Here is a 25,490-nt window from a genome sequence, read left to right as displayed (position 1 = left end):
CTCCTCAGAGCTTTACGCCGCGAAATTCTTGGCGAATTTGTCGAGGATCGCCGTCAGCTTCTCACGGAGCTCGTCCGAAAGCTGCTGCTCGGTGCGGATCTGGTCGAGCACATCCTGGTGCTCGTTGCGCATCAGAACCAGAAGCCCGTCCTCGAAAGGACGCACGTCCGCAACCCTGATCTTGTCCAGATAGCCGTTGACGCCCGCATAGATGACGACGACCTGCTCCTCGGTTTTGAGCGGCGAGAACTGCGGCTGCTTCAAGAGCTCCGTCAGACGCGCACCGCGATCGAGAAGACGCTGCGTGGCACGGTCGAGGTCGGAGCCGAACTGCGCGAACGCCGCCATTTCGCGGTACTGCGCAAGCTCGCCCTTAATAGAACCGGCAACCTGCTTCATCGCCTTGATCTGAGCCGACGAACCGACACGCGACACCGACAGGCCGACATTCACCGCCGGACGGATACCCTGGTAGAAGAGATCCGTCTCCAGGAAGATCTGACCATCGGTAATGGAGATGACGTTGGTCGGAATATAGGCCGACACGTCATTCGCCTGCGTTTCGATGACCGGCAGAGCCGTCAAGGAACCCGCGCCGTAATCGTCGTTCATCTTCGCCGCGCGCTCCAGGAGCCGCGAATGCAGATAGAAGACGTCGCCCGGATAGGCCTCGCGTCCTGGCGGACGACGAAGGAGCAGCGACATCTGACGATACGACACGGCCTGCTTGGAGAGATCGTCATACGCGATCAGGCTATGCATGCCGTTGTCGCGGAAGAACTCGCCCATCGCGCAGCCGGTGAACGGCGCCAGATACTGCATCGGAGCAGGATCGGAGGCAGTCGCCGCGATGATAATGGAATATTCCAGCGCGCCGCGCTCTTCGAGCGTCTTGGCGAACTGCGCGACCGTCGAACGCTTCTGACCGACGGCGACGTAGATGCAATAAAGGATCCGGTCCTCGTCCTTGCGGTCCCAGGCGGGCTTCTGGTTGAGGATCGTATCGAGAATGATGGCCGACTTGCCGGTCTGACGGTCGCCGATGATGAGCTCGCGCTGGCCACGGCCGATCGGGATGAGCGCGTCGATGGCCTTCAGGCCGGTCGACATCGGCTCGTGCACCGATTTGCGCGGGATGATGCCCGGCGCCTTCACGTCGACGCGGCGCTTCTCTGTCGAATCGATCGGGCCCTTGCCGTCGATCGGATTGCCGAGACCATCGACGACGCGTCCAAGCAGGCCCTTGCCGACCGGAACTTCCACGATGGCGCCCGTCCGCTTGACGGTGGAGCCTTCCTTGATCTCCCGGTCGGAGCCGAAGATGACGACGCCGACATTGTCTTCTTCGAGGTTCAACGCCATGCCGCGGATGCCGCCGTCGAACTCGACCATCTCACCGGCCTGAACCTTGTCGAGGCCGTAGACGCGGGCGATGCCGTCACCGACGGACAGGACCTGGCCAACCTCGGTGACCTCGGCTTCCTTGCCGAAATTCTTGATCTGCTCCTTCAGGATCGAGGAGATCTCTGCGGCCCGAATATCCATCAGCTGGCCTCTTTAAGACGTGATTTCATCATGTTGAGCTTGGTCCTGAGCGAGGTGTCAATCATCTGCGAACCGAGCTTGACGACGAGGCCGCCAAGAATCGCAGGATCGACCTTGAGATCGAGATTGGCATCCTTGCCGAGGCGCTCTTTCAGCGCCGCTTTCAGGGTGCTTTTTTGCTCCTCGCTCAAGGCCTGCGCCGCGGTGACGTGTGCCGTCACCTCGCCGCGATGCTCCGCGGCACGCCGCTTGAACGACCGGATGACGCCGGGCAGCGTAAAAAGCCGCCGGTTCTGCGCCAGAACGCCGACGAAGTTCGCCGCAAGGCCAGTAATGCCTGCGCGTTCGTTCAGCACTTTCATCGCCCCGAGCTGATCCTCGGAGGAGAAAGCCGGACTTTCGACGAGCCTGCGGAAATCGGCACTCTCGTCGAGCATCTGCGAATAGCGATCGAGATCGGCTTCGACCTGTTCGAGAGCCGATTCCTCCAGCGCCAGCTCAAACAAAGCCGCCGCATACCGATCAGCCACGCCAGATACAGGGGAGGAGGAGTCCGCCACGCGTTTCCTATCTCTTGCTAGAGCTCCGGATCGTTGCTCCGGAAGCAGGTGGGTTTAGACAACCGTGGAGGGGCCGGGGCCCCCCTCATGCCAAGCCGGGGGCCCCTTAGCACAGCGTTTTGGGGGGTGCAACACGGCGAGCGGCCCGCAGGCCGACAAACGCCGCCACCCCCTACGAAAGGTTTGCCTCCGCGGAAGCCGCTGAAAGCGCTGCTCGCTTGCCGCCCCGGGGGCCGAGATACAGGGCGATTTTGGCGATTCCCGGCAGAGAGAAACGATTAACCATTTCTTTTAACCTTTCGCTGCATTGCTTGTCACCGCAACACGCAGTCTGGGGGCGGCAAATGCGTTTTGGAAGAACAACGACAACCTCGGTCGCTTGCGCTTTGGGATTGGGCCTTGCGGCCTTTCACGGGACGGCACTCGCCGCAGATTTCGGCGTTTCCGGAAAGCCCGGCGCGCTCGACCGTTCCTACAGCGCCACGCTCGGGACGAGATACTGGTACGCGACCGGCAAGACCGAAAAAAACGCTCTACGATTCGACCGGCGACATCAGGCTCTCCCGCCTCACCTATGACGATCTCGATACCCATGCCGGAGAAGTCTTCGGTGACATCACCAATGACGGGATTTTCGCCAAGGGCAATGCCGGCCTCGGCTGGAGCCTGCGCGGCTCGCTGCAGGACGAGGATTTTCCGCCGGCGCTTCCGGACTATTCGAGCACGAAAAGCGATCAGGACGACGGTCACGTCTATTACGTCACGATCGACGGCGGCAAATACCTCGTCGAACGGCCGAACATGCGTCTTGGTGTGTTTGCCGGCTACAATTGGCTGCGCCAGCAGGTGCACGCCTACGGATGCCAGCAGGAAGCCGCTTTTGAGATCTGCCTGCCGGGCGATGTCCCCGACGGCGCAAAAGTCATCTCGCAGGAAAACGACTGGCACTCGGCACGCATCGGCCTGAAAGCCGATGCGCTCATCGGCGACCGCATCCTGGTGAGCGCTGAGGGCGCAATCCTCCCCTATGTCTATCTCGACGGGGCTGACACGCATCACCTGCGCCCCGACCTCGCCGGTTCAGTCCCCGAAACCGGCACCGGCTGGGGCTACCAGCTTGAGGGAATGGTCAATTACCGGCTGACCGACAGCTTCACGATCGGCCTCGGCGGCCGCTACTGGCATATGGAGACCGACGGCAATTCGCATTTTGAGAACGTCGCTGCGGGCGGCACGGCTCAGGACGAAGACTGGTCGGTCGACATGTTCGGCGTGACTGCACAGGCCGCCATCACCTTCTGACGAACCGACACCCCTGAGGACCCACCGCCCGTCCTCACATCATCGTTATCGCCCCGAATGTTGCTCGGAAAACGGGGCGCGACCTCTCCTCGCGTGGATCACAAGAAGCTCTGCGGGTCGACATCGACGGCGACCCTGAGGTTGCCGCGGGCCTTCGGAGCCGCGGCGAGCCAGGCCCGCAGCCAGCGGTGCAACTGGTTGGACGAGCCCGCGCGTGCCAGAAGCCGAAAACGGTAGCGGCCTCGGATGAGCGCCAGCGGCGCTTCGGCCGGCCCCAGGAGCTCTACCCCCTCTCCGCGCGGCGCAGCCCGCGCCATCGCCCGCGCATGCTCCTGGGCCGCCGCGCGCTCCGGGCCGCTGACGATGATCCCGGCAAGGCGCGAAAACGGCGGCAGGGCGCCCCGGCGCCGGCTCTCCACTTCGGCCTCGAAGAATGCCTCCGGCTGGCCGCCCGCCAGCGCCGTCATGACCGGATGGCCGGGCTGCCAGGTCTGCAGGAACGCTCGGCTTGACTGGCCGGCCCGTCCGGCCCGGCCCGCGACCTGAGTCAAAAGCTGGAAGGTGCGCTCCGCCGCGCGCGGATCGCCCTGCGCCAGACCGAGATCGGCATCGACGACGCCGACAAGCGTAAGATTCGGGAAATTGTGGCCTTTGGCGACGAGTTGCGTGCCGATGATGATGTCGGCTTCGCCCTTTTCGACAGCGGCGAGCTCCAGCCGCAGCCGCTGCACGCCGCCGGCAAGGTCGCTCGACAAGACGAGGCTCCTCGCCTCCGGAAAGAGATCGAGCGCCTCTTCCTGCAGCCGCTCCACCCCGGGTCCGCAGGCGACGAGGCTGTCCTCGGCGCCGCAGGCGGGACAGGCTTCGGGGCGCCTTTCTTCATGGCCGCAATGATGGCAGGCGAGCACGCCGCGAAACCGATGTTCGACGAGCCAGGTCGAACAATTCGGGCAGGTGAAGCGGTGACCGCAATGGCGGCAGAGCGTCAGGGGCGCGTAACCGCGGCGGTTGAGGAAGAGAAGTGCCTGGTGGCCCTGCGCGAGAGTTTGGCGAACAGCTTCGACGAGCTTCGGCGACAAGGAGCGGCCGCGCTCCGGCGGCGCTTCGCGCAGATCGACGACGTCGACGTCGGGCAGGCCCGCGCCGCTGTAGCGCTGGTCGAGATGGATATGCCGGTAGCGCCCGCGCTGCGCGTTGACGCGGCTTTCGACGGACGGGGTCGCCGACGAAAGCACCACGGGGAAATGAGCGAGATGGCCATAAGCGACGGCCATGTCGCGGGCATGGTAGATGACGCCCTCTTCCTGTTTGTAGGCGCCGTCATGCTCTTCATCGACGACGATGAGGCCGAGTTCGCAAAACGGCAGGAAGAGGGCCGAGCGCGCGCCGACGACGGCGCGAACCGTCCCGTCGGCAACCCCGCGCCAGACGCGTTCGCGCAATTTCGGCGACATCTCCGAATGCCATTCGGCCGGTGGCGTGCCGAATCGGCCGGCAAAGCGCTCAAGCGCCTGCGAGGTCAGCGCAATTTCTGGCATCAGGATCAGAACCTGACGGCCTTTTTCGAACGCTTCCGCCGCGGCCTCGAAAAACACCTCCGTCTTTCCGGCGCCCGTTACGCCGTCGATGAGAGCGACCGAAAACGCCTCATCGCGCACCAGCGCACGCAATTGCGCGCCGGCCTCGGCCTGCGCACCGGAGAGCTCCGGCGGCGCGAAATCGGGAATCGGCGGGCGCGCGACCGGGCGCGGCGGCAGGAGCACCATCTCCAGCGCGCCCTGTTTGACGAGCCCGTCGACGACTGAGGCAGAAACGCCCGCCGCCGTGGCAAGGCCGCTTTTCGACCAGGCGAGACCATCGCCCGCCAGATCGAGAACGCGCTGACGGGCGGCGGTCGACCGGTCTGGCGCCATCCCCGTCACGCGCACGGCCGGAACCGGCTTTTCCGGGCTGAGTGCCGCCGTCACCCGCAGCGCCATGCGCAGCACCATACCTGGCGGCGACAAGGTGTAATCGGCGACGAAATTGATCAGGCGCATGAGTGGACGCGGCAGCGGCAAGGCCGGAAGAACCGCTGCGATCGGCTTCAGTCTCGCGGCGTTGAGCGTTTGCGGCGCCTCGTCGTCCCAGACGACACCCAAGACCTCGCGCGGGCCGAGCGGCACGACGACGATCGTTCCGGGCTCGAGCGGGCGGTCGGTGAGATAGGTGTAGCTGCGCTCCAGGGCATAAGGGAGAAGCACCTGGAGCGGAAACGTATCAGGCAAGCGAGCCTCGGCTTTCGTTAAATCCGCTTAACGAGCCTAAACGCTCGCCGAAGCGCCTTCCAAGCGCGCCCCGCCGCGATTCGCAAGCATGAAGCAAAATCGCAAGGTTCCGAACCGCAGCGCCGATGAGGAGCGTCCGGGAAAGTTGGAACCGCGCATGGCCTCTTCAGTTGGCTAGGCAAACCAAGCGGATCTTTCTTGCCGGAACTCTCTCTGACTTTCGCTGTCGGGCTCTTCACCGTAGCCGCGGCCACCATCGCCTATATCGGCACGAAGCTCACCTCGGTCGCCGACGTTCTGGCCGACCGAACGGGTCTCGGTGAGGCGATCGCGGGCGCGGTGCTTCTGGGCGCGACGACATCCGCTGCAGGCACGGTGACCTCCGTCACGGCCGCCGCGACCGGCAACATCGACCTCGCTTATGCCAATTCGCTCGGCGGCATCGCCGCGCAGACCGCCTTTCTCGCCCTTGCCGACATCGCCTATCGGAAGGCCAATCTGGAACATGCGGCCGCCGACCCGACCAACCTCTCGCAATCGGCTCTGCTCATCCTCCTTCTGAGCATTCCGATGATCGCGGGCGTGCTCCCGCCGGTCACCTTCTTCGGCGTGCACCCGGCGAGCATCATCCTGATCGCAATCTACATTTTTGGCCTGAGGCTCGGCCGTCAGGACCGGGATCAGCCGATGTGGAAACCCTTCGACACGGAGGATACCCGCCACGATATGCCGGAAGAAGACGAGAAAGGACGCTCGACGCCCTCTCTCGTACTATCCTTTGCGGGGATGGTGATCGTGGTGGCTGTCGCCGGCTATGTGGTAGCGGAAACCGGAACGACGATCGCCGAAAAGACCGGCATCAGTGGCAGTGTCATCGGCGCGTTGATGACGGCAACCGTCACCTCGCTGCCAGAGCTCGTGACCACGCTCGCTGCCGTACGGCGGGGGGCTTTGCAGCTCGCCCTCGGCGGCATCATCGGCGGCAACACGTTCGACGTTCTCTTCCTGTCGGCGGCCGACGTCGCCTATCGTGACGGGTCGATTTACAACGCCATCGATCCCTCGACGCAGTTCTGGGCACTGATCGGCATCGCCATGACCGCCGTTTTGCTCCTCGGCCTCATCCGCCGCGAGCGCTACGGCTTCGCCAATGTCGGTTTCGAAACAGTGGGTATTCTCGTGCTTTATGTGGGGGCCGTGCTCGCCTCCGCCTTGGCGCTCTAAGGGCGCTGCGACGGCCGCCTGCCGCGAAATTCGCGAAGGTCGCACGGCACCTTTGCACGACGTCCATGCACGTCGTGCCTTCAAAGGGGTGGACGAAAGCTCTAGAGAGGGCAGACGATTATCACGCGCGACGACAAGCGCAGCGATGAGGCAAACGCTATGAAATTCTTCGTGGACACCGCCGACACCGCCGAGATCCGCGAGCTTGCAGAAGCCGGGCTCCTCGACGGCGTCACCACCAACCCCTCGCTGATCATGAAAGCGGGGCGCCCGATCACCGACGTCATCGCAGAGATCTGCGATCTCGTATCGGGACCGGTTTCGGCCGAAGTGGCGGCAACCGATTACGACACGATGCTGAAGGAGGGGCACAAGCTCGCCGAGATCGCCGACAATGTGGCGATCAAGGTGCCCCTGACATTGGACGGTCTCAAGGCCTGCCGGACGTTCGCGGACGAAGGCCGCATGGTGAATGTCACTTTGTGCTTTTCGGCCAATCAGGCCCTGCTCGCGGCCAAGGCCGGCGCGGCGTTCATCTCCCCCTTCATCGGTCGCCTCGACGACATCAATCTCGACGGCATGGAGCTGATCGAAGAGATCCGCATCATCTACGACAATTATCCGAACTTCGAGACGGAGATCCTGGCGGCCTCCGTGCGCACGCCCAACCATGTGAAGCAGGCGGCGATGATCGGCGCCGACGTGGTGACGGTGCCGCCGCAGGTGCTGCGCTCCCTCATCAAGCATCCGCTCACCGACAAGGGTCTCGAGGCCTTCCTTGCGGATTGGAAGAAGGCGGGTCAGTCAATTCTCTGACTCATATGGAAAAGGGCGTCGATACAACGCCTTACGTCCCTACGCATTTGTTTAACCATGGCGCGTGATACTCGCGCCATGGCCTCCAAAGACGCATTCCTTGTCGCGCTCGCACCCGATCTCGCCGCCCTCCTGCAGCGCTGGCTGAGCTATCTCCGCGACGAGAGGCGATTGTCGCCAAAGACGCTCGAAGCCTATGAGCGCGATCTTTCACAGCTGGCGCAGTTTCTGACGAAGCATCTCGGCGCACCGCCCACAACGGCCGACATCGCTGCTTTGACGCCGGCCGATATCCGCGCCTTCCTCGCCGCTCGGCGCGCATCCGGCGCAGGCTCGCGCAGCCTCGCCCGCCAGCTCGCCGCCTGCCGCTCGCTAGCCCGCTTCTGTGCCCGGCACGACGTCCCGACCACCTCGGCTTTCGAGGCCGTGCGCAGTCCAAAGCAGAAGAAAAGCCTTCCGAAGGCGCTCTCCGTCACCGATACCCTGACGCTGACGGACGCCGCCGACACATTGACCGAAGAGCCTTGGGTGGCCGCCCGCGACCGCGCCGTCCTTCTCCTTCTTTACGGCAGCGGCCTGCGCATCTCCGAAGCGCTCGGCATTTCGCGGGCCGATGCCCCTATCGGAGGCCGCGATACGCTTCGTGTCACCGGCAAGGGAAGCAAGACGCGGATCGTGCCGGTTCTGCCGAAGGTGAGCGAGGCGATCGAAGCCTATATCCGCCTCTGCCCCTACCTTCTGGCGCCGAGCGAGCCCCTGTTTCGCGGCGCCAAGGGTGGTTCCCTGTCGCCCCGCATCGTCCAAAAACTGGTGGAACGGCTTCGATCTGCCCTGGGTCTCGAGCCGAGCGTCACGCCGCATGCGCTGCGCCACTCCTTCGCCACGCATCTCCTTGGCGACGGCGGCGATCTCCGGACGATCCAGGAGCTTCTGGGTCATGCGAGCCTGTCGACGACACAGATTTATACCAATGTCGATGCCGCCCGGCTCCTCGATATCTATGCAAAGGCGCATCCCCGTGCCGCGCATCAACGGCATTCGTGACACGTCTTCTTGCGTCATCACGTTTTCGAGATGACGAATATTGAGGCAGAATCGATCTTAGCGCGGCCTTCTTTCCGCCCTAACTTTCTTCGTCGGACGTGAGCGAAAGCTTTGTCCGCGGAGAGACAAGAGGGAACAAGGAGAGAGATTCATGCGCAAGGTTTTGACATGCGTCAGCGCGACCGCCGCCTTCCTCCTGCTGGCATCTGCTGCCAGCGCCGATTGCAGCTTTCACCGGCAGCAGGTGATGGCCTCCAAAGCGCCGGTTGCTGAGGAAAAGGTGGCGATGGCAACCACCCCCACAACACTTTCGCAAGTCGCGACCCGCAGCGAACGCAACGCCGCTCCAAAAAAAGAGTGTGCGGCGGGCGACACGGCCTGCATGGGCGGAACCAAATAGGCGCCCACGCGTTTTTCACGTACTCCAGTCCAGGTTGCCAATAGCAACCGGATAACGTCTGCGCCGGCCGAAGAGCCGGCGCTTTTTTTTGCCTTGCCGCTTTTCGCCATCCCTGGTGGCCCGGGCCCAACGCCCTCGGCCGAGGTTCTCAGGGGCCAGGCCGACAGGGGCCAGGCTGAGGGCAGTCCTGCCCTCAGATATGAACGGGTTTGAACCAGGCGGCCATGGCCGCTTCACGAACGGCCTCAGACATCGTCGGATGCGCATGGCAGGTGCGTGCAAGATCTTCCGCGGCGCCTGAGAATTCCATGAGGACAGCCGCCTCGTGGATCATTTCGCCGGCGCCGCGCCCGACGATATGCACACCGAGCACCCGATCCGTCTTCTCGTCGGCCAGAACTTTCACAAAACCGTCCGTAGCGTTCATCGCCCGGGCGCGCCCGTTGGCGCTGAACGGGAATTTGCCGCTGCGATAGGCGATGCCGGCGTCTTTCAGTTCCTCTTCGGAGCGCCCGACGACGGCGATTTCCGGCTCCGTATAGACGACGCTCGGGATCACCTCGTAGTTCACGTGACCCTTCTGGCCGGCGAGGATTTCGGCAACGGCCGTGCCTTCGTCCTCCGCCTTATGGGCGAGCATCGGTCCGGCGATCGCGTCGCCGATCGCATAGATGCCCTCGACATTCGTCTTGTAATCCTTGGCGGTGGCAACGCGGCCGCGCTCGTCGAGCGCGACCCCCGCCTCTTCGAGCCCGAGCCCCGCCGTATAGGGACGCCGGCCGATCGCCACGAGCACGATATCGGCATCGAGCGTCTCCGCATCCCCGCCCTTGACCGGCTCGACGGAGACACGCAGGCCCTTCTTTTCGCTTTCGACGCCCGTCACCTTGGTGCCGAGACGGAAGTCGATCCCCTGCTTCTTGAAGAGGCGCTGGGCCTGTTTGGCCACCTCCCCGTCCATGCCGGGCAGGATGCGATCGAGGAACTCCACGACCGTGACCTTGGCGCCGAGCCGCCGCCACACGGAACCGAGTTCGAGCCCGATGATGCCGGCACCGACGACGACGAGCTTCTCCGGCACCTTGCCGAGCTTCAACGCGCCGGTCGAGGACACGATCTTCTTCTCGTCCACTTCGACGCCCGGCAAGGGTGCCGATTCGGAGCCGGTCGCGATGACGATCGCTTTGGTGGAAAGGCGCGTCGCCTCTCCCTTCTCGGGCGTCACTTCGACCTCGCCGGCCTGAACGATGCGGCCGACGCCCTCGAACGTGTCGATTTTGTTCTTCTTGAAGAGGTAGGCGACGCCGTCGACATTCGACTTCACCGTCTTGTCCTTGTGCGCCAGCATCGCTTCAAGATCGAGCTCCGGCTTCACCTTGATGCCAAAATCAGCGAAACCATGCGCCGCCTGCTCGAACATCTCGGAGGTGTGGAGAAGCGCCTTGGAAGGAATGCAGCCGACATTGAGACAGGTGCCGCCGAAGGTCGGGCGCTTTTCCACGACTGCCGTCTTGAGCCCGAGCTGTGCGGCGCGGATGGCGCAGACGTATCCGCCCGGTCCGCTGCCGATGACGATGAGATCGTAGGTGTCAGGCATGTCGGCTGATTACTCCAGAATTCTCGAAGGATAGGTCACTAAGGTAGGTGGCAGCCCGGCCGCATCAACGACTGGCGAAAGCGAGACGCAGGCCGAAACCGGCGAACGCGATGGCCACCGTTCGCTGCAGCCAGCGCATAAGCCGTGCGTTTTGCAAGACCTTTGCACGCATGGCAGCCGCAAACACGCCATAGAGGACGAAAACGACGAACGTCATCGCCATGAACAGAAGAGACAGGACGAGGAGTTCACCCGTCGGCGAGACTTCCCCCGGCGTGATGAACTGCGGCAGGAAGGCGACGAAGAAGATCGACAGCTTCGGATTGAGAACATTGATGAGAATACCGTTGCGCACGATCGATAGCGCACGCTTCGGCGTCTCCTCTCGGCCCGAGAGCGCCAGCGGTCCCGCGGATTTGAGCGTCTGCCAGGCGAGATAGAGAAGATAGGCGACGCCCAGATATTTTATGAAGGCGAAGAGCGTGGCGCTCGCATGCAGGAGTGCGGCCAGGCCGAGGATCGAGGCTGTCAGATGCGGCACGATGCCGAGCGTGCAACCGAAGGCCGCGATGATCGCGCGCCGTTGTCCCCCGGACAAACCGGCCGCCAGCGTATAGACGACGCCGGTGCCGGGAATGAGGATGATCAAAAGCGAAGTGACGAAGAATTCGACACTCATGGGCCCCCCTTGTCTCGCGGCCCTGACCCTACAGCGCCGGTCCTAGAAGGAGAGCGCCCATAGCATCAACAAAATGCCGCCGACGGAAATCATCCATACGATGCTGCGGATATAAGGAATACCGAAAAGATAGAGTGGCAGATAGACGATACGCGCCCAGAACCAGACATGCGCGCCGATCGCCCCGAGGCCGCCCGTCTTGTCGGTCACGGCAAGCGCCAGCGCCATCGCCACAAAGGCTGGATAGGTTTCGAGAAAATTCTTGAGCGCCCGCGACGAACGTCCGGCCATGACGCCCCAGGCCTTGTTGCCCTCGTCGCGCGGGCTCGCATTGTAATCGAGCCCCGTCTCCCGCGTCGCCGCGCCGGACTGAACGATGATGTGGACGATGAGAAGGATGACGCTCCAGCCAAGGAGCGTCATCTCAACGGGTAGACCGGCCGCTGCCGCTTCCATTCAGGCCCCCTCCGCGATGCCTCAAAGATCGAGCACGAGACGCTGCGGATCTTCGATGGCTTCCTTGATGCGGACGAGGAACGTCACGGCTTCCTGGCCATCGACGACGCGGTGATCGTAGGAGAGCGCCAGATACATCATCGGGCGGACCACGACCTGACCGTTCCTGACGACCGGCCGCTCCTCGATGCGGTGCATGCCGAGAATGCCCGATTGCGGCGCATTGAGGATCGGCGTCGACATCAAAGAGCCGTAGACCCCGCCATTGGAAATGGTGAAGGTACCGCCCTGCATATCCTGAAGGGTGAGCGAACCGTCGCGCGCCTTCTTGCCGAGGGAGCCGATCTCCTTCTCGATTTCGGCAACCGACATGTCCTGCGCATCACGCACGACCGGCACGACGAGGCCCTTGTCGGTCCCGACGGCCACGCCGATGTGATAATAGTTCTTGTAGACGAGGTCGGTGCCATCGATCTCGGCATTGACGGCCGGGATCTCCTTGAGGGCAGCCACCGCCGCCTTCACGAAGAAGCCCATGAAGCCGAGCCGGACGCCATGCTTCTTCTCGAAGAGGTCGCGGTAGGTCTTCCGGAGATCCATGACGGCGCCCATATCCACGTCGTTGAACGTGGTGAGCATCGCCGCGGTGTTCTGTGCCTCTTTCAGCCGCCGTGCGATGGTCTGGCGGAGGCGGGTCATCTTCACCCGTTCTTCACGCACCTCGTCGGCTTCCGGCGACGGGGCGCGAGGTGCCGAGGGCTTCGCCTGCGGCTGCTCGGAACCCTGTTCGAGCGCCTTCAGCACATCGCCTTTGAGAACCTGGCCCTTCTTGCCGGATCCATCCATATCGGCGGCGGCGAGGCCCTTTTCTGCCATCATTTTGGCGGCGGAAGGTGCCGGCTTGCGCTCACCGGCAGCGGGTGTCGCTTCCGTCTTCTCCGCCTTGGGCGCCGGAGCTTCCGCCTTCTTCGCCCCCTTGGCGCCGACACGGATGCGGCCGAGAACCTGACCGACGGTCACCGTCTCACCCTGCTTTTTGATGATCTCAGCCAGGACACCGGCGGCCTGCGCCGGGATCTCCTGCGCCGCCTTGTCCGTCTCGAGCTCGACGACGGCCTCGTCGAGAGCGACCTCGTCGCCCTCCTGCTTCAGCCATTCGCCGACATCGGCCTCCGTCACGCTTTCACCGGCGGAGGGAACGACGATGTCAATCAGCTCGCCTTCCCCGCCCTCATCCTCTGCGGCCGGCTCGGCACTCGGCGCCGCGGCGGATTTCTCCGCCTTGCCGCTGCCATTGGACGCTGCGGCAGCCGGCTTCTCGGCCGGTTTGGCCTTGCCGTCGCCCGCGGCGATGGAGCCGAGAAGCGTGCCGACTTCGACGGTCTCGCCAGCCTTGACGACGATCGATTCCAGCGTGCCTTCGGAAGGCGCCGGCACTTCCACCGTGACCTTGTCGGTTTCAAGTTCGACGAGGGGCTCGTCGCGAGACACCGTCTCGCCTTCCTTTTTGAACCACTGGCCGACGGTGGCTTCCGTGACCGATTCGCCAAGCGTCGGAACCTTGATGTCCGTTGTCATTGATCGTCCCGTTTCGTCGCGCCGTTGCGGCGCCTGTCATAAGCTACAATGGAGCGCCCGGCCTATTCGCCGAGCGCCTCGTCGAGAAATTTCGCCCGCTGCTGCAGATGCCGCGACATGACGCCGGTCGCGGTCGCCGCCGAGGCCGGCCGGCCGGCGTAGCGCGGCTTCTCCTGCGGCAACTCCAGCGTGTTCAGGATATTGACCAGGCGCGGCTTCACGAAAGCCCATCCGCCCATATTTTTCGGCTCTTCCTGGCACCAGACGAGCTCTGCGTTCGGAAAGCGTGCCATCTGCTTGGTGAGCGCCGTCATCGGGAACGGATAAAACTGTTCCAGCCGCAAGAGATAGACATCGTCGATGCCGCGTTCTTCGCGCTCCTCGAAGAGGTCGTAATAGACCTTGCCGGAGGAGACGACGACACGGCGGATGTCCGCATCCGGCTTCAAGCGGATGCCCTCGCCCTCGTTGCGATCGGCATCGTCGAAGAGAATCCGATGGAAGGACGTGTCCTTCACGAATTCATCGAGTTTGGAGACCGCCCGCTTGTGGCGCAGCAAGCTCTTCGGCGTCATCAAAATGAGTGGCTTGCGGAAATTCCGGTGCAGCTGACGGCGCAGAATGTGGAAGTAGTTGGCAGGCGTCGTGCAATTGGCGACCTGCATATTGTCTTCCGCGCACATTTGCAGGAAGCGCTCCAGCCGGGCGGAGGAATGCTCCGGCCCCTGCCCCTCATAACCATGCGGCAGGAGGCAGACGAGACCCGACATTCTGAGCCATTTGCGCTCGGCCGACGAGATGAACTGATCGAAGATCACCTGCGCGCCGTTGGCGAAATCGCCGAACTGCGCTTCCCAGAGGGTCAAGCCGCGCGGCTCGGAAACCGAATAGCCGTATTCGAACCCAAGCACGGCCTCTTCCGACAGCATCGAATTGACGACCTCGAAGGTCTCCTGCTTGCGGCCGAGATTGTTGAGCGACACGTAGCGCTCTTCCGTCTCCTGATCGTAGAGGACCGTGTGGCGCTGCGAGAAGGTGCCACGCTCCACGTCCTGGCCTGAGAGCCGCACCTTGTGGCCCTCGGCAAGCAGGCTGCCAAAGGCGAGCGCCTCGCCCATCGCCCAGTCGATGCCCTCGCCCGTTTCCAGCATCTTGCGCCGGTTGTCGAGGAAGCGCCGGATGGTCTTGTGGATCTTGAAATCCTTCGGCGCTTCGGTCAGCGCCATGCCGATCTGGTTGAGGCGTTCGAGCTCGACGCCCGTGCGCCCGACCCGGCGCTCGTCGGAGGCTTTCGGCGTCGTCAGCCCCATCCACATGCCGTCGAGCCAGTCGGCCTTGTTCGGCTTGTAGTTCTGGCCGAGCTCGAACTCCTCGTCGAGATGCGCGCGCCATTCGGCCTTGCGCTCTTCGATCTGTTCTTCGCTCGTCAGCCCCTCTTCGATCAGCTTCTTGCCGTAAATGGACAATGTCGAGGGATGCTTGCGGATCTCCCGATACATCAGCGGCTGCGTGAAGCTCGGCTCGTCGGATTCGTTGTGCCCGAAGCGCCGGTAGCAGAACATGTCGATGACGACCGGCTTCTTGAAGCGCTGGCGGAACTCCGTCGCCACCTTCGCGGCAAACACCACCGCCTCCGGATGGTCTCCGTTCACGTGGAAGATCGGCGCTTCGATCATCTTCGCGACATCGGAGGGATAAGGCGAAGAGCGCGACAGGCGCGGATTGGTGGTGAAGCCGATCTGGTTGTTGATGATGAAATGGATCGAGCCGCCGGTGCGATGGCCTCTCAGGCCGGAAAGCCCGAAACATTCCGCGACAACGCCCTGGCCGGCAAAGGCCGCATCACCGTGAATGAGGAGCGGCAGAACGCTCGAGCGCTCGCGAATTCCCTCCTCGTTCGGGTCTTCCCAGCGATCCTGCTTGGCGCGGGATTTTCCGAGCACCACCGGATCGACGATCTCCAGGTGCGACGGGTTGGCGGTGAGGCCGAGATGCACCTTGTTGCCGTCGAATTCCCGGTCGGAGGAAGCGCCGAGATGGTACTTCACGTCGCCCGAGCCTTCGACATCGTCGGGCTGCGCCGAGCCGCCCTTGAATTCGTGGAAGATGGCGTGCAGCGGCTTGCCCATGACGAGGCCGAGCACGTTGAGCCGGCCGCGATGTGCCATACCGAAGGCGATTTCCCGCAAGCCGAGATGACCGCCGCGCTTGATGATCTGCTCAAGGGCCGGGATCAGCGCTTCCGAACCGTCGAGGCCGAAGCGCTTGGTGCCGGTATACTTGATATCGAGAAACTTCTCGAAGCCTTCCGCCTCGATCAGCTTGTTGAGGATGGCCCGCTTGCCTTCATCGGTGAAGGTGATCTCCTTGTCCGGGCCCTCGATGCGCTCTTGAATCCACCCCTTCTCGTCCGGGGCCGAGATATGCATGAATTCGACGCCGAGCGTCGAACAATAGGTGCGCCGAAGGATCGCCAGCATTTGCGGAATGGTGGCGAATTCGAGCCCGAGAACCCAATCGAGGAAGATCGGCCGCTCGTAATCGGCTTCGGTGAAACCGTAGGAGGAGGGATGCAGCTCCTCGTGGTCGCGCATGGCGGCGATGCCGAGCGGATCGAGGTTCGCGTGAAAGTGGCCGCGCATGCGATAGGCGCGGATCATCATCAGCGCGCGGACGGAATCTCGGGTCGCCTGCAAAACTTCCGGCTCGGAGAGATCGACGCCGGCCTTCTGGGCCTTGGCACGGATCTTCGTATCGATATGCCGCTCGACGCCCTGCCAATTGCCATCGAGAGCGGAGACGAGTTCGCCGTTTGCGACGATCGGCCAGTCGGGTCGCTGCCAGGGCGCGCCCCGCGCCTCACGGATGACGTCGTTCTTCTCGTCCTTCAGCTCTTGAAAAAAATCCCGCCATCCGTCGCCGACGGAGGCAGGATCATCCTGGTAACGCGCATAAAGCTGCTCCAGGTATTCGGCGTTGCCGCCATAAAGAAACGAAGATTGTCGGAGGGCTTCGTTCGAGATTTGCCGTGCCATAGCCTTCCGCAGGAACTGATCCTACGCCTTTCCCGGTTTGCGCCGACGCCCACCCCTGCGACGACCTGGCGCAATCTATACGCCTTTTGCAAACGCGGAGTTAGTGTAATCGGCCGCTTTCGCCAACTGCGAAACGATCCAAAAAGCGGAAAATTCCGCTCCACGTCTTCGCCTCGAGAGGCAGGGGCGCCGCCCGCGCACGGCTCGCGGCGCGGCGCAAAAGGCTTCAGCCCTTGAGAACCTCCACGAGCGTATCGCCGAGTTTGGCAGGCGAGGGAGAAACCACGATACCTGCCGCTTCCATCGCGGCAATCTTGTCTTCGGCACCACCCTTGCCGCCCGAGATGACGGCACCGGCATGGCCCATGGTGCGTCCCGGAGGCGCCGTGCGTCCGGCGATGAAGCCGACGGTCGGCTTCCACCGCCCCTTCTTCTTCTCGTCGGCGAGAAACTGGGCGGCGTCTTCTTCCGCCGAACCGCCGATCTCACCGATCATGATGATCGATTCCGTCGCGTCGTCGGCGAGGAACATTTCCAGAATGTCGATGAATTCCGTGCCCTTCACCGGATCGCCGCCGATGCCGACGGCCGTCGTCTGGCCGAGCCCGGCATTCGTCGTCTGGAACACCGCTTCGTAGGTGAGCGTGCCGGAGCGCGACACGACACCGACCGAGCCCTTCTTGAAGATGGAGCCGGGCATGATGCCGATCTTGCACTCCTCCGGCGTCAAGACGCCCGGGCAGTTGGGGCCGAGAAGCCGGGACTTCGACTTGTCGAGCTTCGCCTTCACCCTGACCATGTCCATCACCGGAATGCCTTCGGTGATGCAGACGATGAAGGGAACTTCCGCGTCGATCGCCTCTTCGATCGCAGCGCCCGCCCCGACGGGCGGCACATAGATGACGGAGGCCGTGGCGCCGGTCTTTTCCCTGGCTTCCGCTACGGAGGCGAAAATCGGCAGTTCGGCGGCGCCTTCGACGCCGTTCTCCCAGGTCTGGCCACCCTTCTTCGGATGCACGCCAGCAACCATCTTGGTGCCGTAATAGGCGAGCGCCTGCTCGGTATGGAACGTTCCGGTCTTGCCCGTCAGCCCCTGGACGATGACCTTGGTATTCTTGTCGACGAGAATGGACATCAGTTCTTGTCCTTCAGAATCTGTTTGATCTCCCGAAGCTCGGCGATCACATCACGGTTGACGGCAACGATCTCGTCGTTGATCGCCTTCACCTCTGCCACATGCTTCGCATAGCTGCGCATCTGTTTTCTCGACACGATCACCATCAAGCCGCCGAAAACGAGAAAGATGCAGATCAGAGGAAGCCAGACGGCAATGAACTCAGCCATCGGTCAGCCTTTGACGGCTTTGACGATCTTCTTGGCCGCATCATCGAGATCGTCGGCGGCGATGACGTTGAGGCCGCTTTCCTCGATGATCTTCTTGCCGAGCGCCACATTGGTGCCCTCGAGGCGAACCACCAGCGGAACCTTGAGGCCCACTTCCTTGACGGCGGCGATGACGCCTTCCGCGATCACATCGCAGCGCATGATCCCGCCGAAGATGTTGATCAGGATGCCTTTCACATTCGGATCGGCGGTGATGATCTTGAAGGCGGCCGTCACCTTCTCTTTCGACGCGCCGCCGCCGACATCGAGGAAGTTCGCCGGCTCTGCACCGTAGAGCTTGATGATGTCCATGGTGGCCATGGCGAGGCCAGCGCCGTTCACCATGCAACCGATATCGCCGGTGAGCGCCACATAGGCGAGATCGTGCTCGGAAGCCTCGATCTCCTTGGCGTCCTCTTCGGTCTTGTCGCGAAGCTCGACGATCTCTGGATGCCGGAAGAGCGCGTTGCCGTCGAAGGAGACCTTGGCGTCGAGCACGCGAAGATGCCCGTCCTTCATGACGATGAGCGGATTGATTTCCAGAAGGCTCATATCCTCGTCGGAGAAGGCCTTGTAGAGAATTCGGGCAAGCTGCCCGAATTCGTCTTTCGCCGGAGCCTCGAGCTCGAGCGCCTCGGCGAGCTTCGCCGCATCGGCATCACTGACGCCGGAAAGCGGATCGATCGGCAGCGTCAGGATCTTGTCCGGCGTCTCTTCGGCGACGGTTTCGATGTCCATGCCGCCCTCGGTCGAGGCCACGAAGGCGACACGGCCGGTGCCGCGGTCGACAAGGAGCGAGAGATAGAGTTCTCGCGCAATGTCGGCACCATCTTCGATGTAGAGCCGGTTGACCACCTTGCCCGCCGGCCCCGTCTGTTTGGTGACAAGGGTGTGGCCGAGCATTTCCTTGGCGTTGGCGACGACGTCCTCAACGCTCTTGGCGAGCCTCACGCCGCCTTTGGCATCCTCGCCGAGCTCCTTGAAACGGCCCTTTCCGCGGCCGCCTGCATGGATCTGGCTTTTGACGACATAAAGCGGACCCGGCAGCTTTTTGGCTGCCGCTTCCGCCTCGTCGGCTGACGTGATCATGACGCCGGCAGCGACCGGTGCCCCGTATTCCTTGAGGACGGCCTTCGCCTGGTATTCGTGGATATTCATCCCGGCCCCCCGCCGTTTAGCTGTTGAGCGCCGGCTGGATCTTGCGGCAGGCCTCGATGAGCCCCTGCACGGAGGAAACCGACTTCTCGAACTCCGCGCGCTCGCTGCGGTCGAGCGAAATATCGACGACACGCTCCACACCGCCGGCACCGATCACCGTCGGCACGCCGACATACATCTGGTCGAGACCGTATTCGCCGGAAAGCTGCGCAGCGCAGGGGAGAACGCGCTTCTTGTCCTTCAGATAGCTCTCGGCCATGGCAATGGCGGAAGCCGCCGGCGCATAGAAGGCCGAGCCGGTCTTCAACAGCGACACGATCTCAGCACCACCGTCACGGGTGCGCTGCACGATCTTGTCGAGACGCTCCTGCGTGGTCCAGCCCATCTTGACGAGGTCCGGCAGAGGAATGCCGGCAACCGTCGAATAGCGTACCAGCGGCACCATGGAATCGCCGTGGCCGCCGAGCACGAAAGCCGTCACGTCTTCGACGGAGACATTGAACTCTTCCGCCAGGAAATAGCGGAAACGGGCGGAATCGAGCACACCCGCCATGCCGACGATCTTGTTGCCGGGCAGGCCGGAGAATTTCTGCAGCGCCCACACCATGGCGTCGAGCGGATTGGTGATGCAGATCACAAAGGCATCGGGAGCGTATTTCTTGAGCCCCGCGCCGACCTGCTCCATCACCTTCAGGTTGATCTCGAGAAGATCATCGCGGCTCATGCCGGGTTTACGCGGCACACCGGCCGTCACGATGACGACGTCGGCGCCTTCGATTGCCTCGTAAGACTGGGTGCCGACGAGACGGGCATCAAAACCGTCGACGGGAGAGGATTCGGCAATATCGAGCGCCTTGCCGTCCGGAATACCTTCCTGGATATCGAAGAGGACGATGTCGCCGAGCTCCTTCAGTCCGGCGAGATGGGCGAGCGTGCCGCCGATCTGTCCAGCACCGATGAGCGCAATCTTGCTGCGAGCCATGAAGAACCTTCCCTAGACGTAGATAACGAGAGCGAAGAACTCTCAAAAGAGAGTGCGCGGAGTAGCGCGAATGTCGCACGGTGGCAAGCGCTCGCCAGCTCTGCAGCGGGCGCGGAAATGCGCACCGAACCGGGCCTGTGAGAGCCCGGCCTCGCTCATTGGCGCTCGGATGCCTCGCCCGGCCAGGCGTCCGAACGCATCTCTGTGAGGCGCGAGGCCGTGCGCTGGAACTCGAAGGCTTCCGCCCCGCTCGTGCCCTGCCACAAGGCATCCGGCTCCGCCTCTGCCGACGCGATGAAGCGGATCTTCTGATCGTAGAGCGTGTCGATGAGATTGATGAAGCGCTTCGCCTCGTTGCGGCTCTGCGGGCTCATGACCGGGATGCCGGACACGATGATCGTGTGGAAGGTCTTGGCGAGCTTTAGATAATCGGCACTGCCGAGAGGCTTTTCACAAAGCTCGTGAAAGCTGAAGCGGGCGACGCCGCCGGCCGCTTCCGGCACGTCGAGATGACGGCCGCGCAGGCTGAGCTGCTGAGGTGTCCCGCGAGCTTCGCCCGAGAGGCGCTCGAAATGCGCGTCGAGGATCTCCTCGGCCGCCTCTCCGAGCGGTGTCACATAGAGGGGCTCCTCGCCGTGCTTGTCGAGGCGGTAATCGTGCGGCGCATCGAGATGGAAGACGGCATTAGACTTATTGATGAGGTCGATGAACGGCACGAAAAGCGGCCGGTTGAGGCCGTTCTCATAGAGACGGTCGGGCGGCACGTTGGAAGTGGCGACGAGCGTCACCCCTTCCGCGAAGAGCTTCTCGAAAAGTCGGCCGAGGATCATGGCATCGGCGATGTCGTTGACGGCGAATTCGTCGAAGCAAAGGAGCCGGGTCTCGGCCGCGATATCGCGCGCCACCGGCTTGATCGGATCGTCGCCGTCCACCTCGCCGGCCTTGAGGCGCTGGCGGAAGCGGGCGATCCGTTCGTGCACGTCTTCCATGAAATCATGGAAATGCGCCCGGCGCTTGCGGGTGTTGGGGGCGGCCTGGAAGAAGATGTCCATGAGCATCGTCTTACCGCGCCCGACCGGGCCCCAAATGTAGAGGCCGGGAACAGGCTCGGGTCGGCGCCCCTTGGAAAACAGCCATCCGAGTGGGCTCTTTTTCGATTTGGTGCGCTCGTCTGCAAGCGCACCAAGAAGCGCATCGAGCCGGGAAGCGAGCTCCTTCTGGACGGGATCGGGGGTGATGCCACCTTCCGCCGCCAGGCGATCATAGGTGCGGGAAACCGGATTTTTCATCGCCCGCGATGTGCTATGGTCGGCGCCCGGGTGCAAGTGTGAATTCGTCGGGCAGAGGTTTGCCGACACGATCGCCGTGTCGGGAGGGCGTTCGAGACGGGTGGCTTAGGCGCGCGGATCGAGCTGGCCGACTTCCATCGGGACTTCTTCCCAATTCTGGCCGGCCGCCACGATGCAGGTGTCGCCGGAGGTGCGGGTCACCACGATCGTCCACGTCCCCTGCTTGGAGACGAAGACCTGCATGACGCGCTGGCCGCCCACGAGACCGAGGGCCTTTGGGGTCTCTTTGTATTCTTTCGCGAGGATCCGCACCATGTCGTCATGCTCGGCGCATTTCGGCACGGACAGCATCGGGCTTGTCGCCATGGCGCTGGTTGAGAGCGCGGCGGCCGCTGCGGCCAGAACGGCGGGGCGAACGATGCGCGCCCCGACTGCAAATGGCTTTCTCATCATCCACTCCTTGCGTTCGACCGAGCTTCACGTGACGAGCTTGCCGGAAGCTTGACCCCGGCAAGACCGACGCGAAGAACTCGGCGTCATCGAAGTGTGACAAAGCCAAGAAAGGGCGACAATCTATTGAAATCGCTACCAAACCAATTGATGAGTGCTGCCGCATTTGTGCAACAGCACATGCACAATAAGCAGGCTAACGGGCGACTGAAATTGCGGCACCTGCCTCTGTTTGACCATTGAACTGGGTCTTGGAGGTCGAATAGAGGCGAGCGACCGTGCTGCTGCCCTGGTCAAGCAGCGTGACCTGATTGCCCGAAAGGTTCCAGGCGGAGACGTTCTGAAGCGCCGGCGAGGTGCACCCACGCGTCGAGGCGCGATAGCCGCCCGACCAGCTCGTCAAGGACATGAAGAGCTGGCAGCTGTCACCGCCGGAGGACACCGTCCAGCCGCCGAGAAGATCGGTGCGGCCGATAGCGGCGCCGCCCGAAGACGGAGGCGTGGCCGTCGCCGTCTGCACGCTGCCGTCGGAGCCCGGCCGCAGATCCGGCGGTTCACCCATCATCGGATCGTTGGAGGCGCTTGCCCCGCCCGGGGGTGGAAGCTCGCTCTGGGAAACGGTTCCGACCGGCGCTGCCGTCAACGGCCGCGGCGGAGGAGGCGGAGAATAGCGATTGCTGCTTTGGCCGCCGAAATAGGCGGACTGACAGGCGGCGAGGGAGGCTGCAAGCGCGGCGGTTGCGGCGATCGCGCGCCAGGAATGCGACATGACGAGACTCTCGTGTGATGGTGCAACACCTGGCGAGCCTTTTGGCAGGAGAGCCTGAGACTCGACTTGACCCGACTTCTGGCACGTCCTAGGCGGTTTGTCACGAAGGGCGGCGCAGATGGCGATGGCTGAACTAGGCTGGATGCAGAGGGCGCGCCAGCGGGCGCTGAGAACGGCGGTCCGTCAAAGGCGTGGCCATATCGTCGATCAGCTCATCGCCGAACGCGGCATTGGACTGGTCGCCAATCCTCTCTGGCCACTTTACCGGCCGCTCCTTTATAAGATCCTCCATTATAGCGAAGCGGTCGAGATGGCCGATACGCTGGGGCCGCTGCCCGGCACGGCGGGGATGCGCTACATCAGCGAGCTTCTGTCCCTCAACCTGGAGATCTCCGGGATCTCGCGCATTCCGCGTGAGGGCGGCTTTATTATTGCGGCAAACCACCCGACAGGCATCGCCGACGGGGTCGCTGTCTATGATGCCGTGCGCCAGGTGCGCGGCGACATCTCCATCTTCACCAACCGTGACGCCGTGCGCGTGAACGAACGTCTGGTGGAACATCTCATTCCGGTCGAATGGCGCGAAGAGCATCGCAGCCTGACGAAAACGCGCGAGACGCTGCGGCTCTCCTCCAAGGCTTTCGCCGAAGAGCGTGCCATCGTGGTCTTTCCTGCGGGCCGCATCGCCTATTGGCAGGGCGGCCGTCTGAACGAACGGCCGTGGCAGGTCTCGGCCGTGTCGCTGGCCCAGAAGCACAAGGTCCCGGTCCTCCCCTGCCGCGTCACCGCGCGCAATTCCTGGCTCTTCTATCTCTTCGGCAACCAGGGACTCACGGAGCTCAGGGACATGACCGTGTTCCACGAGCTGCTCAACAAGCGCGGCAAGACCTTCAAGATCAACTTCGGGCCGCTCATCCCGCATACGGCACTGCAGGGGAGCGCAGCCAAGCTGACCGAACAGCTGCAGACCTATTGCGTCGAGAGCCTGGCCAAGGACCCCGACCTCCCCTTCACTGCGAAGGAAGACAACACATGAGCAAGACCGAAGATATCAACGGCGTCCCCTTCGAGATCATGACGCCGCAGGAAGTGCGCAAGGCGCTCGATGCGCACGAGATCGTTCTGATCGATGTGCGCACACCGGCGGAATTTGCCTTCGAGCGCATTCCTGGCGCATTGCTGGCGCCGATGTCGGAGCTGGACGTCACGAGCCTGCCGACACAGGCCGGCAAGAACGTCGTTTTCCATTGCGGTTCGGGCAAGCGTTCCGAATTTGCCAGCCGCAAGGCGATCGAGGCGGGCTTCAAAAAGGCGGCTCATCTTGAAGGCGGCCTCGCCGCCTGGAAGCAGGCAGGCCTTCCGCTCATCACCACCGATTTTGCCACCGGGCAGCCAAAGCGCGTCGGAAGCTGACCCCGGCATCACCGCTCCTCACGAGCCGGTGATGCCCCTTTCCCTCCTCCTTTAGGGCACCCATTTTAGATCGGGTCCATTCAAGGAGGAGCCCCATGCTCTCACGACGCAGTCTGTTTGCCGGAAGCGCGGCGGTGGCCGCGCTGACAGGGCTCGGAGTTTTCTCGCCGCGCCGGGCGGATGCTGAAGCCGCCGGCGACTTTCCGGTGACGCTGAGCCGTGACGAATGGAAGAAGAAGCTGACCGACAGGCAGTTTTCGGTGCTCCGCGACGAAGGGACCGAGCGCGCCTACACATCGCCCCTCAATGACGAACATCGCCAGGGTGTCTTCCACTGCGCCGGCTGCGACAACGCCGTCTACAGCTCGAAAGCCAAGTTCGATTCCGGCACCGGCTGGCCGAGCTTCTATGAGGCGATAGCGCCCGCCGCCGTCGCGACCTCACGCGACTTCAAGCTCATCTATCCGCGCACGGAAGTGCATTGCGCCAATTGCGGCGGGCATCTCGGTCACATCTTCAACGATGGACCCAAGCCGACCGGCAAGCGTCACTGCATCAACGGTGTCGCGCTTGTCTTCAAGCCGGCCGGTGGCGGCGATCCGGTTCTGGGCTGAGGATCGGACGCGAGACCGAAGCCACCTGCGAGACGGCCGCCCATCGGCACGCCGTTCTTCCGCTTATGCGGGCCGGTGACAGACGGCTTCGATATTGTTGCCGTCAGGATCGAGGACAAAGGCGCCGTAGTAATTCGGATGGTAGTGTGGCCGCAGGCCGGGTGCACCATTGTCCCGTCCGCCAGCTGTGAGAGCGGCCTCGTAAAAAGCGTCCACCGCCGCTCTATCGGACGCGGCAAAGGCCACATGAACGCCCGAGACCTGCCCGTCCGGCACGGATTGGACCCAGAAACAGGGCTTCCCGCGGGCGCCGAAGCCTGCGCCTTCATAGCCGCCCGTTTCTTCCTTGCCGACCGTCATGATCACCTCCATGCCCAGCGGCGCCAAAGCTCTTTCATAGAAAAGGCGAGAGGCTGCGAAATCCCTCGCTGTGATGCCGAGATGGTCGATCATGGCCGGCGCTTTCCTTCGTAAGCTATGTCTGCGCGAGGAAGGCCTCCGCAGAGATGGCGTCGGCTGCGAACGGACCTCGCAATCGCCTCTCTGGGGGCACGCCTCCGGAGCGAGCTCATCCTCCTTTTGGTGCGGAAAGCGAATCAATTCGCGCGGTTTTGCAGGCTTTCGCGCTGAAAAGTTGGCGTTGCCACGTCCTGAGGAGGTGCAGACCTGGCGAAATTGGCAGCGTCGATAGCAGGTATGGCGCAACGGCTTTTCGCCTGATCCGTGCTCAAGCGACCCGCCACAACTTGTTCGCGGCAGAACCGACTCCTCTGTTGGCGGACCTATGATGACTCTGTCTCAGGCGGTTCAGTTTGGTTAATACTTCGATCATTACTAGCGTTAATTATTCATTAAGAAATATTCGCTGACATGATCCAGAGTCAGTAGAGTACGAAACCTGTCTGGAGGATTCTTGACAGGTTAGACTC

Annotated in this window: 24 protein-coding genes; 8 read left to right on the top strand and 16 right to left on the bottom strand. The window is 62.9% G+C overall.

The genetic code is table 11. The features are described 5' to 3' along the window. Positions 1–12: 12 nt before the first annotated feature. The gene (gene atpA / locus ACK8CP_RS15730) at positions 13–1,545 is read right to left on the bottom strand and encodes a F0F1 ATP synthase subunit alpha (protein WP_234630098.1); all 1,533 of its coding nucleotides are present in this window, start codon (positions 1,543–1,545) and stop codon (positions 13–15) included. After that, on the bottom strand, positions 1,545–2,105 hold the full coding sequence (locus ACK8CP_RS15725; RefSeq protein WP_414832447.1) for a F0F1 ATP synthase subunit delta: 561 nt from the start codon (positions 2,103–2,105) through the stop codon (positions 1,545–1,547). The genes atpA and ACK8CP_RS15725 overlap by 1 nt, the downstream gene beginning before the upstream one ends. Before the next feature lie 399 nt (positions 2,106–2,504). On the opposite strand from ACK8CP_RS15725, the gene ACK8CP_RS15720 reads away from it, so the two are divergent. After that, complete coding sequence (locus ACK8CP_RS15720) at positions 2,505–3,407, top strand: omptin family outer membrane protease (RefSeq protein WP_414832446.1); 903 nt, start codon at positions 2,505–2,507, stop codon at positions 3,405–3,407. 98 nt (positions 3,408–3,505) lie between these two features. Here ACK8CP_RS15720 and ACK8CP_RS15715 read toward each other — a convergent pair whose 3' ends face one another. After that, on the bottom strand, positions 3,506–5,674 hold the full coding sequence (locus ACK8CP_RS15715; protein ID WP_414832445.1) for a primosomal protein N': 2,169 nt from the start codon (positions 5,672–5,674) through the stop codon (positions 3,506–3,508). 198 nt (positions 5,675–5,872) lie between these two features. Between ACK8CP_RS15715 and ACK8CP_RS15710 the strand changes: the two genes are divergently transcribed. From ACK8CP_RS15710 to ACK8CP_RS15695, 4 genes are all read left to right on the top strand, one after another. After that, positions 5,873–6,898 (top strand): sodium:calcium antiporter, encoded by a 1,026-nt coding sequence (locus ACK8CP_RS15710; protein ID WP_414832444.1) that lies wholly within the window; start codon positions 5,873–5,875, stop codon positions 6,896–6,898. Between the two features lie 159 nt (positions 6,899–7,057). Next, complete coding sequence (fsa, locus tag ACK8CP_RS15705) at positions 7,058–7,714, top strand: fructose-6-phosphate aldolase (RefSeq protein WP_234630094.1); 657 nt, start codon at positions 7,058–7,060, stop codon at positions 7,712–7,714. Between the two features lie 57 nt (positions 7,715–7,771). Then, positions 7,772–8,758: a tyrosine recombinase XerC gene (locus ACK8CP_RS15700; RefSeq protein ID WP_414832443.1), complete on the top strand. Its 987-nt coding sequence runs from the start codon at positions 7,772–7,774 to the stop codon at positions 8,756–8,758. A 151-nt stretch (positions 8,759–8,909) separates the two neighbouring features. After that, positions 8,910–9,158 carry a hypothetical protein gene (locus tag ACK8CP_RS15695; RefSeq protein WP_234630092.1) on the top strand — a complete coding sequence of 83 codons (249 nt, stop codon included), beginning with the start codon at positions 8,910–8,912 and terminating at the stop codon, positions 9,156–9,158. 193 nt (positions 9,159–9,351) lie between these two features. Here the strand turns inward: ACK8CP_RS15695 and lpdA are convergent, their stop codons facing one another. The 12 genes from lpdA to ACK8CP_RS15635 all read right to left on the bottom strand — a co-directional run bounded on the left by lpdA (position 9,352) and on the right by ACK8CP_RS15635 (position 22,534). Continuing rightward, positions 9,352–10,755 (bottom strand): dihydrolipoyl dehydrogenase, encoded by a 1,404-nt coding sequence (lpdA, locus tag ACK8CP_RS15690; protein WP_414832442.1) that lies wholly within the window; start codon positions 10,753–10,755, stop codon positions 9,352–9,354. Between the two features lie 64 nt (positions 10,756–10,819). Next, the gene (locus ACK8CP_RS15685; RefSeq protein WP_128290514.1) at positions 10,820–11,434 is read right to left on the bottom strand and encodes a LysE family translocator; all 615 of its coding nucleotides are present in this window, start codon (positions 11,432–11,434) and stop codon (positions 10,820–10,822) included. 42 nt (positions 11,435–11,476) lie between these two features. Continuing rightward, entirely contained in the window at positions 11,477–11,890 is a 414-nt protein-coding gene (locus tag ACK8CP_RS15680) for an MAPEG family protein (protein ID WP_414832441.1), read from the bottom strand. Positions 11,891–11,911: 21 nt separating this feature from the next. Continuing rightward, complete coding sequence (gene odhB / locus ACK8CP_RS15675) at positions 11,912–13,468, bottom strand: 2-oxoglutarate dehydrogenase complex dihydrolipoyllysine-residue succinyltransferase (protein WP_414832440.1); 1,557 nt, start codon at positions 13,466–13,468, stop codon at positions 11,912–11,914. A 62-nt stretch (positions 13,469–13,530) separates the two neighbouring features. Continuing rightward, a complete protein-coding gene (locus ACK8CP_RS15670) occupies positions 13,531–16,503 on the bottom strand; it encodes a 2-oxoglutarate dehydrogenase E1 component (RefSeq protein ID WP_414832439.1) in 2,973 nt (990 codons plus the stop codon). Between the two features lie 226 nt (positions 16,504–16,729). Continuing rightward, complete coding sequence (gene sucD, locus ACK8CP_RS15665; RefSeq protein WP_234630086.1) at positions 16,730–17,638, bottom strand: succinate--CoA ligase subunit alpha; 909 nt, start codon at positions 17,636–17,638, stop codon at positions 16,730–16,732. After that, the gene (locus ACK8CP_RS15660) at positions 17,638–17,847 is read right to left on the bottom strand and encodes a hypothetical protein (protein ID WP_234630085.1); all 210 of its coding nucleotides are present in this window, start codon (positions 17,845–17,847) and stop codon (positions 17,638–17,640) included. Before ACK8CP_RS15660 ends, sucD begins: the two co-directional genes overlap by 1 nt. A 3-nt stretch (positions 17,848–17,850) precedes the next feature. Beyond that, positions 17,851–19,044 carry an ADP-forming succinate--CoA ligase subunit beta gene (gene sucC / locus ACK8CP_RS15655; protein ID WP_414832438.1) on the bottom strand — a complete coding sequence of 398 codons (1,194 nt, stop codon included), beginning with the start codon at positions 19,042–19,044 and terminating at the stop codon, positions 17,851–17,853. A gap of 16 nt (positions 19,045–19,060) precedes the next feature. After that, complete coding sequence (mdh, locus tag ACK8CP_RS15650) at positions 19,061–20,026, bottom strand: malate dehydrogenase (RefSeq protein ID WP_234630083.1); 966 nt, start codon at positions 20,024–20,026, stop codon at positions 19,061–19,063. A gap of 155 nt (positions 20,027–20,181) precedes the next feature. Further along, entirely contained in the window at positions 20,182–21,315 is a 1,134-nt protein-coding gene (gene zapE, locus ACK8CP_RS15645; RefSeq protein WP_414832437.1) for a cell division protein ZapE, read from the bottom strand. 105 nt (positions 21,316–21,420) lie between these two features. Then, positions 21,421–21,768, bottom strand: a complete 348-nt coding sequence (locus ACK8CP_RS15640; protein WP_234630081.1) for a hypothetical protein — start codon at positions 21,766–21,768, stop codon at positions 21,421–21,423. A 193-nt stretch (positions 21,769–21,961) separates the two neighbouring features. Then, positions 21,962–22,534, bottom strand: coding sequence for an AprI/Inh family metalloprotease inhibitor (locus ACK8CP_RS15635; protein WP_234630080.1), 573 nt, complete (start codon positions 22,532–22,534; stop codon positions 21,962–21,964). 97 nt (positions 22,535–22,631) lie between these two features. On the opposite strand from ACK8CP_RS15635, the gene ACK8CP_RS15630 reads away from it, so the two are divergent. The 3 genes from ACK8CP_RS15630 to msrB all read left to right on the top strand — a co-directional run bounded on the left by ACK8CP_RS15630 (position 22,632) and on the right by msrB (position 24,561). Further along, entirely contained in the window at positions 22,632–23,570 is a 939-nt protein-coding gene (locus ACK8CP_RS15630; RefSeq protein WP_370642428.1) for a 1-acyl-sn-glycerol-3-phosphate acyltransferase, read from the top strand. Continuing rightward, complete coding sequence (locus tag ACK8CP_RS15625) at positions 23,567–23,947, top strand: rhodanese-like domain-containing protein (RefSeq protein WP_234630078.1); 381 nt, start codon at positions 23,567–23,569, stop codon at positions 23,945–23,947. The genes ACK8CP_RS15630 and ACK8CP_RS15625 overlap by 4 nt, the downstream gene beginning before the upstream one ends. A 95-nt stretch (positions 23,948–24,042) precedes the next feature. Further along, positions 24,043–24,561, top strand: coding sequence for a peptide-methionine (R)-S-oxide reductase MsrB (msrB, locus tag ACK8CP_RS15620; RefSeq protein ID WP_414832436.1), 519 nt, complete (start codon positions 24,043–24,045; stop codon positions 24,559–24,561). Between the two features lie 63 nt (positions 24,562–24,624). Here msrB and ACK8CP_RS15615 read toward each other — a convergent pair whose 3' ends face one another. Beyond that, the gene (locus ACK8CP_RS15615; protein ID WP_414832435.1) at positions 24,625–25,014 is read right to left on the bottom strand and encodes a VOC family protein; all 390 of its coding nucleotides are present in this window, start codon (positions 25,012–25,014) and stop codon (positions 24,625–24,627) included. Positions 25,015–25,490: the final 476 nt, after the last annotated feature.

The sequence above is a fragment of the Afifella sp. YEN Y35 genome (assembly GCF_047553465.1).
Classification (GTDB): domain Bacteria; phylum Pseudomonadota; class Alphaproteobacteria; order Rhizobiales; family Afifellaceae; genus Afifella; species Afifella aestuarii.
The sequence above is the reverse complement of the archived record's forward strand: the minus strand, read 5'-3'. Positions and strand labels throughout refer to the sequence as shown.

Coding starts and splice junctions, on each gene's coding strand:
- ACK8CP_RS15695 (WP_234630092.1), top strand. CDS start 8,910: ATGCGCAAGGTTTTGACATGCGTCAGCGCGACCGCCGCCTTCCTCCTG.
- zapE (WP_414832437.1), bottom strand. CDS start 21,315: ATGAAAAATCCGGTTTCCCGCACCTATGATCGCCTGGCGGCGGAAGGT.
- sucD (WP_234630086.1), bottom strand. CDS start 17,638: ATGTCCATTCTCGTCGACAAGAATACCAAGGTCATCGTCCAGGGGCTG.
- lpdA (WP_414832442.1), bottom strand. CDS start 10,755: ATGCCTGACACCTACGATCTCATCGTCATCGGCAGCGGACCGGGCGGA.
- ACK8CP_RS15700 (WP_414832443.1), top strand. CDS start 7,772: ATGGCGCGTGATACTCGCGCCATGGCCTCCAAAGACGCATTCCTTGTC.
- ACK8CP_RS15670 (WP_414832439.1), bottom strand. CDS start 16,503: ATGGCACGGCAAATCTCGAACGAAGCCCTCCGACAATCTTCGTTTCTT.
- sucC (WP_414832438.1), bottom strand. CDS start 19,044: ATGAATATCCACGAATACCAGGCGAAGGCCGTCCTCAAGGAATACGGG.
- ACK8CP_RS15625 (WP_234630078.1), top strand. CDS start 23,567: ATGAGCAAGACCGAAGATATCAACGGCGTCCCCTTCGAGATCATGACG.
- mdh (WP_234630083.1), bottom strand. CDS start 20,026: ATGGCTCGCAGCAAGATTGCGCTCATCGGTGCTGGACAGATCGGCGGC.
- fsa (WP_234630094.1), top strand. CDS start 7,058: ATGAAATTCTTCGTGGACACCGCCGACACCGCCGAGATCCGCGAGCTT.
- ACK8CP_RS15680 (WP_414832441.1), bottom strand. CDS start 11,890: ATGGAAGCGGCAGCGGCCGGTCTACCCGTTGAGATGACGCTCCTTGGC.
- msrB (WP_414832436.1), top strand. CDS start 24,043: ATGCTCTCACGACGCAGTCTGTTTGCCGGAAGCGCGGCGGTGGCCGCG.
- atpA (WP_234630098.1), bottom strand. CDS start 1,545: ATGGATATTCGGGCCGCAGAGATCTCCTCGATCCTGAAGGAGCAGATC.
- ACK8CP_RS15685 (WP_128290514.1), bottom strand. CDS start 11,434: ATGAGTGTCGAATTCTTCGTCACTTCGCTTTTGATCATCCTCATTCCC.
- odhB (WP_414832440.1), bottom strand. CDS start 13,468: ATGACAACGGACATCAAGGTTCCGACGCTTGGCGAATCGGTCACGGAA.
- ACK8CP_RS15635 (WP_234630080.1), bottom strand. CDS start 22,534: ATGTCGCATTCCTGGCGCGCGATCGCCGCAACCGCCGCGCTTGCAGCC.
- ACK8CP_RS15615 (WP_414832435.1), bottom strand. CDS start 25,014: ATGATCGACCATCTCGGCATCACAGCGAGGGATTTCGCAGCCTCTCGC.
- ACK8CP_RS15640 (WP_234630081.1), bottom strand. CDS start 21,768: ATGATGAGAAAGCCATTTGCAGTCGGGGCGCGCATCGTTCGCCCCGCC.
- ACK8CP_RS15660 (WP_234630085.1), bottom strand. CDS start 17,847: ATGGCTGAGTTCATTGCCGTCTGGCTTCCTCTGATCTGCATCTTTCTC.